The organism is Kitasatospora sp. NPDC058046 (assembly GCF_042885595.1).
Classification (GTDB): domain Bacteria; phylum Actinomycetota; class Actinomycetes; order Streptomycetales; family Streptomycetaceae; genus Kitasatospora.
Genome location: NZ_JBHVRS010000016.1, coordinates 24592 through 38970 on the forward strand (window position 1 = coordinate 24592; position 14379 = coordinate 38970).

Consider the following 14379-nt stretch of genomic DNA (forward strand, 5'->3'; position numbering starts at 1 on the left):
CATGGCCTCCGAAGTCCTCTGGTACATCATCCCGCGCGAGGGCCACTACCCCTGGGAGCCGGCCGGGCGCCGCCCCGTGGACCTCCGCTACCTCCAGCAACTGGCGGGCAGCGTCGAGCGGTTGGGCTACACCGGTGCCCTGCTCGCGACTGACCTGTACGACGTCTGGACGCTCGGCAGCGCGCTCGCCGCCGCCACCACCCCGGCCTTCAAGCCGCTGCTGGCCGTCCACCCGGGGCTGGTCTCGCCCACCCTGCTGGCCAAGATGGCGCTCAGCTTCGACCACCTGCACGGCGGCCGACTGCGCTTCAATGTGGTGAACGGCTCGACCGCGCAGCTGCGCGAGTACGGCCTGGACGTCGAGCACGACGACCGCTACCGGCTCAGCGGCGAGTACTGGTCGATCGTCAAGCGCCTCACGGCGGGCGAAGTCTTCGACCACAAGGGCGAGTTCTACGAGCTGAAGAACGCGGGCGCGAGCCTGCGCGAGCTGGCCCCGGCGCAGCCCGGCGGCATTCCGCTCTGGTTCGGCGGCAGTTCGGCGGCCGGCATCGAGATGGCGGCCGAGCACGTGGACGTCTACCTGACCTGGGGCGAGCCACCGCACCTGCTCAAGGAGAAGCTGGACCTGGTCCGCGAGCGCGCCGCCGCCCACGGCCGGAGCCTGCGGATCGGACTGCGGCTGCACCTGATCGTCCGGGACACCGAGGACGAGGCCTGGGCGGCCGCCGACCGGCTGCTGGACGTCACCAGCGAGGCCACCTACGCGCGCCAGCTGGGCGGGGCGAAGGGGGAGGACGGGGTCGGCTGGCAGCGGCAGTTCCGCCAGCACGGGGGCAAGGTGCCGGCCCGGGCCCGCGAGCTGGAGGCCTACCCCAACCTCTGGCCGGGGATGAGCCTGTTCCGCCCCGGCCCCGGCACCGCGGTGGTCGGCTCGACGGCCCAGGTGATCGAGCGCCTGCAGGAGTTCGAGGCGCTGGGTGTCGACACCTTCATCCTGTCGGGCAACCCGCTGCTGGAGGAGGCCCACCGGGTTGCAGAAACGGTTCTGCCCGCTCTGGGCATCAAGCGGCCGGCAGCGAACAGGTGACGGCTGACAAGTAACAGATATCAGCGAACAGATAACAGATGACAGCTGACAGATTTCGAAATCTGTCAGCTGTCATCCGTCGATCGTCAGCCGTCAGCCAACGCCTCCCGCTCCGCCGGAGGCGCCTCGGCTCAGCGGCTCAGCCGGTCGATCTCCGCCAGCTCCTCAGCCGTCAGCGGGCCGCCCGCCAGCGCGTCGAGGTTCTGGTCCAGCTGGGCCACGCTGCTCGCGCCGATGATCACCGAGACCACCCGCGGGTCCCGCAGCACCCAGCACAGCGCCAGCTGCGCCAGCGTCTGCCCGCGCCCCTCGGCGACCTTGGCCAGCGCCCGCAGCCGGTCCAGCTTCGGCCCGGCCAGCGCCTCCTCGGTGAGGAACTTCCCGACCGACATCCGCGAGCCCGCCGGCACCTCCCCGGTCAGGTAGCGGTCGGTCAGCAGCCCCTGGGCCAGCGGCGAGTAGGCGATGAGGCTGGTCCGGGTGTCGCCCACCGCGTCCAGCACGCCGTGGTCCTCCACGTACCGGTTGAGGATCGAGTACGCCGACTGGTTCATCAGCACCGGCGTCCCCAGCTCGCGCAGGATCGCCACCGCCTCCCGGTGCCGCTCCGCCGGGTAGTTGGAGATCGCGGCGTACAGCGCCTTGCCCGAGCGCACCGCGCTGTCGAGCGCCCCCATCGTCTCCTCGATCGGGGTGTCCGGGTCGTACCGGTGCGAGTAGAAGACGTCGACGTAGTCCAGGCCCATCCGGTCCAGCGACTGGTCGAGGCTGGCCAGCAGGTACTTGCGGCTGCCGCCGTTGCCGTACGGGCCGGGCCACATGTCCCAGCCGGCCTTGGTGGCGATGAACAGCTCGTCCCGGTACGGCCGGAAGTCCTGGGCGAACAGGTAGCCGAAGTTGCGCTCGGCGCTGCCGTACGGCGGGCCGTAGTTGTTCGCCAGGTCGAAGTGGGTGACACCCCGGTCGAAGGCCCGGCGGAGCACCGCCCGTTGCACCTCCAGCGGCTGGGCGTCACCGAAGTTGTGCCAGAGCCCGAGCGATACGGCGGGCAGCTGGACGCCGCTGTGGCCGGCCTTCCGATAGGTCATCGAGTCATAGCGGTCATCCGCGGCGAGGTAGCTCATGCCGGACATCTTGCCAGTCGGCCGTGGCGGATCAAGCCCTTGCCCCGTCCCCGGCCGGTGCCTATGCTCGCGGAGGATCGTGCGCGTGCGAGGCGAGGGGGAGGCGAGATGGCAGTCCGGACCGTGACCGCCGCCGCAGCCCGCTGTTGTTGTCGCCGCCACCGCAGCACCGTCCGCTGACACCACCCGCGTGCCCTGCCGCCCGAGCGGCGCGCCGCCCGTCCCGTCAGCCGCTCCGCGGGTGCCCGCCCTTGGGAGTGCGACGCCGGACCACGTACCGGCTCCCCGTGCTCCGCGCGGCCCGTCGGCTCCCGGGGCTCCACCGGCCCCGTCAAGCCCGGCCCGGTCTGCGCCGAACCCCTTCCCGAGGGCTCCTCCTCGAGCCCCTCCGATTCCGTCCCGAGCCCCTCCCGTGCCCCTCCCGAGCGTTCAAGGAGACCGCCGTGCGGTTCACCGTCTCGTCCCTCGTCGCCAACGCCCCCGATCCGGTCACCGGTGTCCGGCGCACCCCGGAGCAGAAGCTCCACAACGTCATCGACCAGGCGGTCCTCGCCGAGCGGCTCGGCTACGACGGCTACGGGGTGGGGGAGCGGCACGGCGAGCCGTTCCTCTCCCCGGCCCCGCCCCTGCTGCTCAGCGCGATCGCCGCCCGCACCTCCACCATCCGGCTGTTCACCACGGTGACGGTGCTCAGCATCCTCGACCCGGTCCGGGTCGCCGAGGACTACGCGATGCTCGACCAACTCTCCGGTGGCCGAATTGAGTTGATCGTCGGCAAGGGCAACGACCCGCGCCACTTCGGGCTGTTCGGCCTTCCCGAGGAGCGTCAGTGGGAGGCGCTCGCCGAGAACTACGCTCTGCTGCGCAGGCTCTGGCGGGAGGAGAAGGTGACCTGGGAGGGCTCGACCCGCCCGCCGCTCCGGGACGCCACCGTCTGGCCGCGCCCGCTCCAGGACCCGATCCCGGTGTGGCACGGCAGCGCGACCAGCACGCGGTCCACCGACCTCGCTGCCCGCCACGGCGACCCGCTCTTCTCCGCCAACTCCTTCCACCCGCTGGAGAAGTACCGGGCGCTGGTCGACCACTACCGCGAGCGCTGGGAGTACTACGGGCACGACCCGGAGCGGGCCAGGGTGGGCGCGAGCTTCGGCGGACTGTACGTCGCCAAGCGCTCGCAGGACGCGGTAGAGGGCTTCCGCCCGTACTGGAATGCCCTGTTCGACTCGGCCGCCGGCCGGCACAACAACTCGCCGTTCACGTCGCTGGAGGACGCGCTGGAGCGCGGTTCGGCCCTGGTCGGCAGTCCGCAGCAGGTGATCGAGAAGATCCACCGCTACCACGAGGCCTTCGGCAACGAGGTGGTCGGCATCGGGGTGGACGCACTCACCGAGGGGGCGCAGCGCGAGCAACTGGAGCTGTTCGCGAGCGAGGTGGCCCCGGAGGTCCGCCGCGCGCTGCCGTAGTCGCCCGCGTCCGGCGCCCGCCCGCGCAGTGCGCCGTGCACCCCCTACGCGGCGTGACGCCGGCCACCGTCCGTGACGTGACGCGCGCCACCAGGCGCGCCGGAATGCCGCTCGGCGGTGCGGGGGATGACGAACGGTCGAGGGGCCGTGGCCGCCGGGGGGCGGCGCACGGCCCTCAACCGTTCCGCGAGGAGGATCCGGGCGCCCCGGGGCGCCCGGGCGGAGTCAGCCCTGGCGCTCTGTACCTACTGGTATGTACAGTGGCTCGCATGAGCACCCAGGACCGTCTCATCGAGAGCACCCAGGCCCTCCTCTGGGAGCGCGGCTACGTCGGCACCAGCCCCAAGGCCATCCAGCAGCGCTCCGGGGTCGGCCAGGGCAGCATGTACCACCACTTCACGGGCAAGCCCGACCTCGCGGCCGCCGCCCTGCGCCGCAGCGCCGAGCAGATGCGGGGCGTCGCCGAGGCCGACCTCGCCGCCCCCGGCACCGCCTACGACCGGATCGCCGCCTACCTGCACCGCGACCGCGACGTCCTGCGCGGCTGCCGGATCGGCCGGATGGCCCAGGACCCCGACGTCGTCGCCGACCCGCAGCTGCGCGCGCCCGTCGAGGAGACCTTCGACTGGCTGCGCGGCCGGATCGCCGAACTGGTCGCCCAGGGCCAGGCGGACGGCGAGTTCACCCCCGGCCTCGACCCGGCCGACACGGCCGCCGCCGTGGTCGCCGTCGTCCAGGGTGGCTACGTCCTGGCCCGCGCCGCCGACGGCGCCGAGCCGTTCGACCGGGCCGTCCGCGGCGCCCTCGGCCTGCTCGCGGCACACCGCACGGCCTGACCCGCACGGCCTGACCCGCACGACCCCGGGCGCGCCGCCGCACCCGTACGGCCGAACCCTCGCGGCCGAACCCGTACGACCAGAGCCGACGCGCCCGCCGAAAACCAGGACGCCCGCCGTCAGACTGGCCAGAACCCGAGGAGCCCCGCCGTGCACGCCATGCAGTACGAGATCACCCTCCCCGCCGACTACGACATGGGCGTCATCCGCAAGCGCGTCGCCGACAAGGGCCACCTGCTCGACGCGCACCCGGGCCTCGGCCTCAAGGCCTACCTGGTCCGCGAGCGCGGTCGGCAGGGCTCGCCCGTCAACCAGTACGCGCCGTTCTACCTCTGGCGCACCGCCGAGGGCATGAACGGCTTCCTCTGGGGCCCGGGCTTCCGCGGCCTGAGCGCCGACTTCGGCCGCCCCGCCGTCCGGCACTGGCTCGGCGCGGGCCTGACCCGCGGCGCGTCGCCAGTAGCGGGGGAGAGGACCGAGCAGCCCAGCACCGCCACCCGGGCGACCGTACGGCTGCCGGAAGGCGCCGACCCGGCCGAGGCCGTCGAGCGGGCGCTCGCGGACCTGCCCACGCACCCGGACCTGCACACCGCCGCCGTGGCCGTCGACCCGAGCCGCTGGGAGCTGCTCCGCTTCGCCCTCTGGAACGGCCCGGCCCCCGAGGACGCGCCCGGCGTCCGGTACCAGGTGCTGCACCTGTCCCGCCCCGAACTGGACCGGCTGCCCGCCGGCCGCCACTGGTGAAAGGACCCACCGCCCCGATGTCCCCCGCGACCGCTCCCGCCGGCCCCGACCTCACCCCGGCCCCGCTCGACCGCGCGGCCGGCCACGCCCTGCTCGCCGACCTGGCCGGTCCGGGCGCCGCCGCCACCCTCGGCGGCCTGGACGCCCTCGCCCCCGGCTTCCCCGACTGGATCGTCACCAGCCTCTTCGGCGGCACCTACCAGCGCCCCGGCCTCGCCCTGCGCGACCGCCAGATCGCCAACCTGGCCGCCCTCACCGCCCTCGGCGGCGTCGAGCCGCAGCTCGCCGACCACGTCCGCTACAGCCGGCGGATCGGCCTGACGGAGGCGGAGATCACCGAGGTCATGGTCCACCTCGCCCCGTACGTCGGCCTCCCCAAGGCGCTGGCCGGCCTGCGGGTCGCCACCGCGACCTTCGCCGAGAGCACCGAGAGCACCGAGAGCACCGAGAGCACCGAGAGCGCCGAGAGCGCCGAGGCCACCAAGGCCGCCGAGAGCGCCGCCGGGACCGTCACCGAGGAGGCCGGGGCATGAGCCGCACCGTCCGCACCGTCCTCGGCGACCTGGACCCCGCCGCCCTCGGCGTCACCGACGCCCACGACCACCTCTTCATCCGCAGCCCGCTGCTTCCCGGCCAGGAACTGGACGACCCGGCCGCCGCCGAGGACGTCCTGCGCGCCTACGCGGCCGCCGGCGGCCGCACCCTCGTCCAGTGGACCCCGCTCGGCCTGGGCCGGGGCGCGGACTCGCTCGCCGCGCTCTCCCGGACGACCGGCGTGCGGATCGTCGCCGCCACCGGCGCGCACCAGGCGGTCCACTACGCGCCGGGCTCCTTCTCCGCCACCGGCGCCGGGGCGGAGGACCGCCCCGGCCCGTACGCCGACCTGGCGGAACGTTTCGTCGCCGAGCTCACCACCGGTCTGCCCGGCGCGCCCGAGGGGGTCCGGGCCGGGCTGATCAAGGTCGCGGCCGACGCGGGGCCCGACAGTCGCCACACCCGGTGGACGCTGGCTGCCGCCGCCGAGGCCCACCATGCCACCGGCGCCCCGATCGCCGTCCACCTCGAAGCCGACGGCGCCCCGCCCGGGGTCGTGCACCGGCTGTGCCACCGGCACGGCGTCCGGCCCGACCGGGTCATCCTCGGCCACCTCACCCGGCTCCCCGACCGTGCGCTGCACCGCCGACTGGCCGCCGAGGGCGTGTACCTCGCGCTGGACAGCCCCTCCCGGGCCGGCCACGCAGGCGACCACCAGGCCTTCGAGGTCATCGCCGACCTGGTCGAGGCGGGCCACGCCGCCCAGCTGCTGCTCGGCGCCGACACCACGACCCGGAACGCCCGCGCGGCCGGCGGCCCGGTCCGGCTGCTCACCGAGCTCGCCCCGCGCCTCGCCCGCAGCCACGGCCCCGAACTGCCCGAGCTGCTCCTCACCGCCAATCCGGCCGCCGCCTTCGCCGCCGACTGGCGCACGCCGTAGGGCGCTCGCCGGGCCGTCGGACCCCGCCGAACCGCCGGGGCCGGTGGCGCGCGGGCCCGCAGGTACGGGAAACGGACTGACGGCCGCCGGTCGGGCCCTCTACGGTGCCGGACATGGTGACGCTGACGCTCCGAACCCTCACGACCGCCGACTGGCAGCTCTGGCGGGACCTCCGCCTCGCCGCCCTGACCGACGCACCGGAGGCCTTCAAGGCCGGCCTCGCCGACTGGCACCGGGGTGGCGAGGAGCGCTGGCGCGACCGGCTCGGCATCCCGGGCGCCCACCACGTCGCGGCCCTGCTGGACGAGGACCCGGTCGGGCTCGTCGGCGGCCTGCTCGGATCGCCGGACGGGGTACGGGAGTTGCGCTCGCTCTGGGTCGCCCCGCGGGCGCGCGGCCGGGGCGTCGCCGACCGGCTCGTCGAGGAGGTCGAGCGCTGGGCCCGCGCCACCGGCGGGACCACGCTGCGCCTCGCCGTGCTCCCCGGCAACGAAGCGGCGCTCGCCCTCTACCGCCGGCACGGCTTCGCCCCGCTCGCGGAGCCGGGCGACCTGCTCGCCGACGGGGTCACCCGGGAACTCCTGCTCGGGAAGCCCCTGCGGTGACCTGACCGACCGCCGCCGCACCCGGCTCCGGCTCCGGCTCCGACAGCGATAGCGACAGCGACGCGAAGGCGGGGCCTGCGCCGTACGGGGGACGGCACAGGCCCCGCCTTCGACCGGACCGAGGGGGCGATCAGCCGGTCACATGTGGGTGCCGCCGTCGATGCGCAGCTCGGTACCGGTGACGAAGGCGCCGTCGTCGGAGGCGAGCATGGCGATCACGCCGGCCACCGTCTCCGGGCCGGCGAAGCCCTGGCCGAGGGCGGGGGAGAGCTTGGCCAGCAGGCTGAAGTCGGCGTCGGCGGGCAGGCCCGGGTTGTGGGTCATGCCGCTGTCGATGCTGCCCGGCGCGACGCAGACCGCGCGCAGGCCCTGCTTCGAGTACTCCGAGGCGATGGCGTGGGTGAAGGACTGGATGCCGCCCTTGGTCGCGGCGTACGCGGCCATGTACGGGTGGGCGAAGCTCGCGGAGGTGGAGCTGAAGTTGACCACCACGCCCCTGCCACCCGCGAGCAGCGCGGGGAGCGCCTCGCGGGTCATCAGGAAGGTGCCGGTCAGGTTCACCGCGAGGAGCTTGTTCCAGAACTCCAGGCTGGTCTCGTGGGTGTGCGAGGAGCGGAGGATGCCGGCCGCGTTGACCAGCACGTCCAGGCCGCCCAGGCCGGTGGTCGCCTCGGCGACGCCCGCGACGACGGCCGCCTCGTCCGAGATGTCCAGAACCTGAATGGTCAGGCGGTCCGCGGTGCCCTCGGCGGTGGCGCGGTCCAGGGTCTTCTTCAGGCCGTCCTCGTTGACGTCGACGGCGACGACCTTCCCGCCCTCGGCGAGGATCCGGTGCACGGTGGCCTGGCCGATGCCCGAGCCGCCGCCGGTGATCAGGACGTTCCGTCCGCTGAAGCGCTCCATGGTGGTACTCCGTTCGTTCGTGGTCTCTCGACCTCGGGAACCACGGTACGCCTGAGTGGCACGTTGTGCCAAAAAGGCTGGATGTGCCAGATCGTCGTGACGTGCCACCTTGGCATGCGTCCGCGTAGGCTGGCCCTGTGACCGGACGCCCGACCCTGACCCAGCGCCGCCGTGAGGCCACCCGACTGGAGATCGCCCGTACCGCCGCCGCGCTCTTCGCCGAGCGCGGAGCCGAGGCGACCACCGCCGAGGAGATCGCCCTCGCCGCGGGCATCTCGCTGCGCACCTTCTACCGGTACTTCTCCGTCAAGGAGGACGCCGTCGCCCCGCTGCTCGCGTCGGGCGGGCAGGAGTGGGTGGAGCTGTTCGCGGCGAGCCCGGCCGACCTGCCGCTGCGCGAGGCGCTGGAGCGTGCGGCGGTCGCGTCGCTGACCCCGGCCGACGAGGCGCGGGCGGAGATGATGCGGTGGGCCCGCGGCCTGCTGCGCGACCCGAAGCTGAACGCCACCTGGCAGCGGGTCCACGCCGACTCGGAGGCGCGGCTGCGGGTCGCCCTCACCGAGCGCTGCCCGGACGGCACCGATCCGCTGGAGATCCGGCTGGCCGCCGCCGCCGCGACCGCGGCGATCCGGGTGGCCCTGGAGCAGTGGGCCTCCTCCGAGGCGCCCCTCGCAGGTCTGGGCTCCCCGCAGGACCTCGGCGCGCGCTGCATGCGCGAGCTCACGGCGGGGCTGCGGCTCTGGGAGCGGGTGGGCTGAGCCCGGGCGCAGCCCACCCCGCCCGCTCCGGCTGGCGGGAGACAGCCGACCGCTGACAGATTTCAGATGACAACTTTCGAAATCTGTTATCTGAACGTTGTCATCTGTCAGCCCGGCTCCCCGTCACCTCCCAGCCGCGGTCAGCTTCCTCCCAGCTGGCGTTAGGGTTGGTCCTCGCGCCCCGGCGGGGGAACCGGGGTGACCTCCTCGGATGTCCCCAGCGGAGGGGACTGGAGTTCGAGGCGTGGGAGCAAGCGGGACATGGGTCTGACGAGCCACAAGGTGCTGGCGCTGACCGCACTGATCGCGGTCGTGATGATGGTCGGCACGGTCTGGCTGTGGCCCAGACTCGCGAAGAAGACCTGGCAGTCGGTGCTCGGCCGGATCGGCGCACTGCTCGCCACCCAGCTCGCGGTGCTCGCCGCACTCGGCCTGGTCGCGAACAACTACTTCGCCTTCTACAGCAGTTGGGACGACCTGCTGGGCACCGGCGACACCGGCCCGGTGGTCATCCACAACAAGGCGGACGCCTCCGGTCGGCTGATGGTGGAGACGATGGGCCAGGCCGCGGTCAAGGGCGGCGGCGCGATGGGCCGCGAGCCCGCCCAGTCCGGCGAGATCCGCAAGGTCCGGATAGACGGCGCGGCCAGCCGGCTGTCCACCGAGGGCTACGTCTACCTGCCCCCGCAGTACTTCCAGCCGGAGTACGCCCAGAAGCAGTTCCCGGCCGTGATCGTCAGCACCGGATTCCCAGGAATCGCCGAGAACCTGATCACCCGCTTCAACTACCCGGGCGCCGCGCTCAAGCTGCTGCAGGAGGGGCGGATGCAGCCGACCGTCATGGTCCTGGTGCGCCCCTCGCCCGCGCTGCCCCAGGACACCGAGTGCGAGGACGTCCCGAACGGCCCGCAGTCCGACACCTACTTCACCAAGGACGTGCCCTCGGCGATCCAGGCCAGCTACCGGGTCTCCACCGACCCGCAGGCCTGGGCCTTCATGGGCAACTCGACCGGCGGCTACTGCGCGCTCAAGCTGGCCATGCGCCACCCGGACGTCTTCCCGACCGCCGTCGCCCTCTCCGCCTACTACGACGCCGCCGACGACCCGACGACGGGCGACCTCTTCGGCGGCAGCAAGCAGCGCCGCGACGAGGCCAACCTGCTGTGGCGGCTGAAGAACCTGCCGCAGCCGAAGGTGTCCGTGCTGCTGGCCGGCACCAAGAAGGGCGACGGCGACTACCGGCAGCAGACCGAGGCCTTCGTCGACGGGGTGCAGAGCCCGATGAAGGTCTCGTACAGCATGCTGGAGAACGGCGGCCACAACTTCGAGACCTGGAGCGCCCTGCTGCCCTCCTCGCTGGAGTGGCTGTCCCAGCACCTCAAGGTGCCGAACCAGTCCGCATGAGCCTGACCGGCCGGGCCTGACCGACCGATCCTGGACGACCGAGCATGAACGACCGAACCCCCGGAGCCATGGCACCGGGGGTTCGGTCATTCAGGAGCCGTACGGCGGTTCCGCCGCTCAGGCCACCCGCTCCAGCGTCCCGGTGTGCAGCTGGCCGACCCGGCCGCCCTCGCCCTCGAAGGTCCAGAAGGCCCGCACGGTCAGCCTGCCGAGGTCCATCACGTGGCTGACGGTGATCCCGCTCTGCTCGGTCCAGCTGACGAAGTAGATCGAGGGCGCGACCTCGGCGACGTGCAGGCGCACGTCCTCCCACTGGCCCGCGGACTCGCCGAGGCCCTCCCAGCGCAGCCGCGTGCCGTCGGCCGAGTAGGTGTTGCGGAAGGCCGCGCCGTTGTCGACCCGGAAGAGGTAGGTGCGGCCGGCGAAGGCGGGCAGGGGCGCGGTCATGGTGGGGCGGGTCCTCGTCTCTGTCAGGTCGTGGCGAGCACCCGGTCGGGCTCGCCGCTCTTGTGCACGGCGGATGATGTCAGGCTTCCAATTTATCCGACCGGGCGCACTCGGTCAGGCAAAGGCCACGGTACGGTCCGCCACCACGCGGCGGCCCGGGTGTGCGACCGGCACATGGGCAGGGCCGCGCGCCGGCCCTAGCGTCCGGCCATGAGACGTACCCCCACACGCCCCGGCCCCGCGAGACGCGTCCCCACCGCCCTCGCCGCCGTGCTCCTGACCCTCGCCGCCGCCCTGCTCGGCACCCCCACCGCCGCGCAGGCGGGTACGGCCCGGGCCGCGGCCGCCGCCCCCCTCACCCTGGAAGCGACCTTCCCCGCCCCCGGCAACGGCTGGGCCAAGGTCGAGCGCTACCTCGACACCACCCCCGGCTTCGGCGCCGAGCAGTTCCCCGCCGACGGGCGCGGCGACCAGGACGGCGCCCGCCGGACGTACTTCGGCACCGGTCGGCCCTCCTCCGCCCGGTTCCTGCTCTACTCCGCCGCGGGCTGGGACACCGGCGCCCAGGCCACCCCCGTCCTGCTGGTCCACGGCGCCAACGACAACGCCGACCGGGCCTGGGCGAACCCGGGGGAGAGCGGCGCCTGCGGTGCCGCGAACTGCCCGTCCACCGGGCTCGCCCAGTACCTGGCCGGCACCGGCCGCCGGGTCTTCGCGATCGGCTTCGCCCACAAGCACGGCGACAACCTGCTCCAGGCCCAGGCGGTCGGCGACGCGGTCGCGCTGATCCGGGCCCGACTCGGGGTCCCCCAGGTCGACGTGGTGGCCTGGAGCAAGGGCGAGGTCGCCGCCCGGGCGTACGTGTCCTCGGTGAAGCCCTCCTGGGGGAGGGCGTACGCGGGCGACGTGCGCCGGCTGGTCACGCTGGGCGGGCCGCACGGCGGGCTCGACTACGTGTACGCGCACGGCTGGGACTTCGACCTGGTGACCTGGCCCGCCTGTGGCGGCACCGCCAACGCGCCGTCCCCGCACCTCTCCATGACCTGCTACGGCACGTACACCGCGCAGCCCTGCCTCGGGGTGCTGCCGAGCGGCGGCTACGACTGCTACCCGGGCCAGCGCCAGCTGCTCGCCCGCTGGGACGGCACCTACGGGGTGGACAGCAGTGCGCAGGACTGGTGGACCACCTACTACGGCGGCCAGGGCTTCTACACCTCCGGCCAGGGCATCCAGGCGGCGATCGACGCGGGCTCGCTGATCGCCCCGCTCCGGCAGGCCGGCATCCCGGCCGCGGTGCGCACCTACCTGCTGGCGGGCGGGTCCGCCGACATCCCGGGCGTGCTCAACGAGGGTCGCGGGCCGAGCGACGGCCTGGTCTTCACCGCGAGCGCGCTGGACACCACCGGCATCGCGACGGTCGGCGGCACCCGGCTGCTCGGCGGCCTGAACCATCTGGAGCTCGCCTGGGCGCCGGACGCGGCGAGCCAGGTCAACGCCTGGCTGAGCTGAGCCTCAAGCCGGTCAACTCGACTGCCGTGCGGGGCCGTTGGTCGGCACCTCGGCGGGTGCGGCGCCCCGCCCGCCGCCGGCAGGACGGTCCCGTCGGCAGGGCCGACCCCGCCGACGGGACCGCGCGGCCCACACGGCTCAGGAACCGGCGGCCGTCCCGGCCACCGTGATGTCGAACGGCTGCCGGTTGTTGCCCTCGTACCGGTCGTCCGCGCTGCGCACCGCGACCGAGCCGCCGCTCAGCCTGCCCTCCGGCAGGTCCGGGGCGAGCCGGACCGGGATGAGGGCGGTCGCGCTGCGCCCCTCCCGCAGCCCGGGCGCGAACACGCACCGCACGACGCGGCCGCGGCTCACCACCTGGCAGGTGGACGGGAAGAACGGGCCCTCCGGGCTGACGCCCTCCGGCAGGGTGATCGCGACCGTGAACGGGGAGGCGGTGGTCTCCGGGCCGCCGTTGCCGACGAAGGCGTGGATGGTGGTGGTGCCGCCGGGCGCGGCCGCGTCCGGGTCGATCCGGACCACCTCCAGGTCGGAGTCGGACGGTCGCGCGGCGGCCTCGGCCGTCCCGGGCCCGGCCCCGGACCCGGCTCCGGGCTTGGCCGGGGCCGGCAGGGTCGAGGCGGTGGGCGTCGCCGGTGCGGGCAGGGTGGACGGCGAGGGCGCACCGGCCGCGACGACCTCCACGGCGGGCCGGGGCTCGGGCCGCCGCAGCGCCCAGACCGGGTCGGTGGCCAGTACCGTCACCGCGCACCCCGCCGCCACGGCCGCGACCAGCCCGGCCCCGCCGAACCCCCGGCCCCTCGCGGCGCGCCGTACGCCACCGGCCCGTACGCCATCGCTCCGGACCTCACCTCCCCGGACCCCACCGCCCCGCGCGCCCTCCCATGCGTCCCGGTGCTGCTGCTCCATCCCCGCTCACCCTGCCCTCGCGTCCCGGCCGCCCGCGCCGTTGCGGGCCGCGTCGGCACCAGGGTGGCGGAGCCACCGCCGGAGCCGGGCGGCAACCCGCCCGTCGTCCGCCCGAACGGATGACGCGGCACGCCGTGCCAACCGGGTCGGCGGGCAAGGGAGGTTGACGTTCCGTCAGGGAGCGAGGACCTGGCCCAGCCGGGTCGCGATCTGGTGCATCACCGGCACCAGCGAGGCGGCTCCGGCCTGCTCCTCCAGGGCCCGGATGCGGGCCTCCGGGCCGGAGACCGAGAGCGCGGTGGGCGTCGGCGCGCCCGGGACGGCGAGCGCGATGCAGCGGACGCCGATCTCCTGCTCCTGGTCGTCGACCACGTAGCCGCGCTCGCGCGCCTCGGCGAGCTGGCGCATCAGCTCCTGCGGGTCGGTGACCGTGTACTCGGTGTGCGCGGGCAGCGGGTTGGGGCCGAGCACGGCGCGGGCCTCGTCCTCCGGCAGCTGGGCGAGCAGCGCCTTGCCGACGCCGGTGCAGTGCGGCTGCACCCGTCGGCCGACCTCGGTGAACATCCGCATCGAGCGGCGCGACTGCACCTGGCCGACGTACACCACCTCGCCGCCCTCCAGCACCGCCAGGTTGGCGGTCTCGCCGGTGGCCTCCATGAGCTCGGCCAGGTACGGGCGGGCCCAGCTGCCGAGCAGCCGGCCGGCCGTCTCGCCGAGCCGGATCAGCCGGGGGCCGAGGGTGTAGCGGCGCGCGGTGTCCTGGCGGACATAGCCCTGCTGCACGAGGGTACGAACCAACCGGTGGATGGTCGGCATCGGGAGGCCGGACGTGGTGGAGAGCTCGCTGAGGGTGGCCACGCCGCCGGAGTCGGCCAGCGCCTCCAGGAGTTGGAAGGCGCGTTCGACGGACTGCACGCCGCCGCCCGCGCGGTCGGCGCCTGTCGTCGATGCTGGGTCGGGGGTCGCAACCACCGGCGTTTCCTTCACTGTCGGGGAGGAGTAGAGTCCCGGCGATCTCTTCAACAAACCGTTGAAATTCTGTATCGCGGAAACTAGTCTCCACCTTACAGAATCGAACTCGCCGACAGGCGGGTACCGATCGAGGAAGTTCCC

Annotated in this window: 15 protein-coding genes; 10 read left to right on the top strand and 5 right to left on the bottom strand. The window is 74.0% G+C overall.

Going from position 1 to position 14379, the window contains the following annotated elements; all coding sequences use genetic code 11:
• Window position 1 precedes the first annotated feature (1 nt).
• Window positions 2-1090, top strand: a complete 1089-nt coding sequence (locus ACFVU7_RS28265; protein WP_049652181.1) for an LLM class flavin-dependent oxidoreductase — start codon at window positions 2-4, stop codon at window positions 1088-1090.
• Between the two features lie 131 nt (window positions 1091-1221).
• Here ACFVU7_RS28265 and ACFVU7_RS28270 read toward each other — a convergent pair whose 3' ends face one another.
• The gene (locus tag ACFVU7_RS28270; RefSeq protein ID WP_388047848.1) at window positions 1222-2214 is read right to left on the bottom strand and encodes an aldo/keto reductase; all 993 of its coding nucleotides are present in this window, start codon (window positions 2212-2214) and stop codon (window positions 1222-1224) included.
• A 443-nt stretch (window positions 2215-2657) separates the two neighbouring features.
• On the opposite strand from ACFVU7_RS28270, the gene ACFVU7_RS28275 reads away from it, so the two are divergent.
• The 6 genes from ACFVU7_RS28275 to ACFVU7_RS28300 all read left to right on the top strand — a co-directional run bounded on the left by ACFVU7_RS28275 (window position 2658) and on the right by ACFVU7_RS28300 (window position 7336).
• Complete coding sequence (locus ACFVU7_RS28275; protein WP_388047849.1) at window positions 2658-3677, top strand: LLM class flavin-dependent oxidoreductase; 1020 nt, start codon at window positions 2658-2660, stop codon at window positions 3675-3677.
• Window positions 3678-3946: 269 nt separating this feature from the next.
• Window positions 3947-4513, top strand: coding sequence for a TetR/AcrR family transcriptional regulator (locus ACFVU7_RS28280; RefSeq protein WP_388047851.1), 567 nt, complete (start codon window positions 3947-3949; stop codon window positions 4511-4513).
• Between the two features lie 150 nt (window positions 4514-4663).
• On the top strand, window positions 4664-5257 hold the full coding sequence (locus ACFVU7_RS28285; protein WP_388047853.1) for a DUF4865 family protein: 594 nt from the start codon (window positions 4664-4666) through the stop codon (window positions 5255-5257).
• 17 nt (window positions 5258-5274) lie between these two features.
• Complete coding sequence (locus tag ACFVU7_RS28290; protein WP_388047855.1) at window positions 5275-5790, top strand: carboxymuconolactone decarboxylase family protein; 516 nt, start codon at window positions 5275-5277, stop codon at window positions 5788-5790.
• The gene (locus ACFVU7_RS28295; RefSeq protein WP_388047857.1) at window positions 5787-6731 is read left to right on the top strand and encodes a phosphotriesterase; all 945 of its coding nucleotides are present in this window, start codon (window positions 5787-5789) and stop codon (window positions 6729-6731) included. The genes ACFVU7_RS28290 and ACFVU7_RS28295 overlap by 4 nt, the downstream gene beginning before the upstream one ends.
• A gap of 113 nt (window positions 6732-6844) precedes the next feature.
• Window positions 6845-7336, top strand: coding sequence for a GNAT family N-acetyltransferase (locus ACFVU7_RS28300; RefSeq protein ID WP_388047859.1), 492 nt, complete (start codon window positions 6845-6847; stop codon window positions 7334-7336).
• A gap of 138 nt (window positions 7337-7474) precedes the next feature.
• Here ACFVU7_RS28300 and ACFVU7_RS28305 read toward each other — a convergent pair whose 3' ends face one another.
• Window positions 7475-8239: an SDR family NAD(P)-dependent oxidoreductase gene (locus ACFVU7_RS28305; protein WP_049658184.1), complete on the bottom strand. Its 765-nt coding sequence runs from the start codon at window positions 8237-8239 to the stop codon at window positions 7475-7477.
• A 137-nt stretch (window positions 8240-8376) separates the two neighbouring features.
• Between ACFVU7_RS28305 and ACFVU7_RS28310 the strand changes: the two genes are divergently transcribed.
• Both ACFVU7_RS28310 and ACFVU7_RS28315 read left to right on the top strand, forming a co-directional pair.
• The gene (locus ACFVU7_RS28310; protein ID WP_388047861.1) at window positions 8377-8997 is read left to right on the top strand and encodes a TetR family transcriptional regulator; all 621 of its coding nucleotides are present in this window, start codon (window positions 8377-8379) and stop codon (window positions 8995-8997) included.
• A 261-nt stretch (window positions 8998-9258) separates the two neighbouring features.
• The gene (locus ACFVU7_RS28315) at window positions 9259-10401 is read left to right on the top strand and encodes an esterase family protein (protein WP_049658183.1); all 1143 of its coding nucleotides are present in this window, start codon (window positions 9259-9261) and stop codon (window positions 10399-10401) included.
• Between the two features lie 117 nt (window positions 10402-10518).
• Here the strand turns inward: ACFVU7_RS28315 and ACFVU7_RS28320 are convergent, their stop codons facing one another.
• Window positions 10519-10848 (bottom strand): MoaF N-terminal domain-containing protein, encoded by a 330-nt coding sequence (locus ACFVU7_RS28320; RefSeq protein WP_049658181.1) that lies wholly within the window; start codon window positions 10846-10848, stop codon window positions 10519-10521.
• Between the two features lie 210 nt (window positions 10849-11058).
• On the opposite strand from ACFVU7_RS28320, the gene ACFVU7_RS28325 reads away from it, so the two are divergent.
• Window positions 11059-12357, top strand: a complete 1299-nt coding sequence (locus ACFVU7_RS28325) for an esterase/lipase family protein (RefSeq protein ID WP_388047863.1) — start codon at window positions 11059-11061, stop codon at window positions 12355-12357.
• A 138-nt stretch (window positions 12358-12495) separates the two neighbouring features.
• On the opposite strand, the gene ACFVU7_RS28330 is transcribed toward ACFVU7_RS28325, so the two are convergent.
• Window positions 12496-13101 carry a hypothetical protein gene (locus ACFVU7_RS28330; protein ID WP_388047865.1) on the bottom strand — a complete coding sequence of 202 codons (606 nt, stop codon included), beginning with the start codon at window positions 13099-13101 and terminating at the stop codon, window positions 12496-12498.
• A gap of 339 nt (window positions 13102-13440) precedes the next feature.
• Window positions 13441-14238 carry an IclR family transcriptional regulator gene (locus tag ACFVU7_RS28335; RefSeq protein WP_049653741.1) on the bottom strand — a complete coding sequence of 266 codons (798 nt, stop codon included), beginning with the start codon at window positions 14236-14238 and terminating at the stop codon, window positions 13441-13443.
• Window positions 14239-14379: the final 141 nt, after the last annotated feature.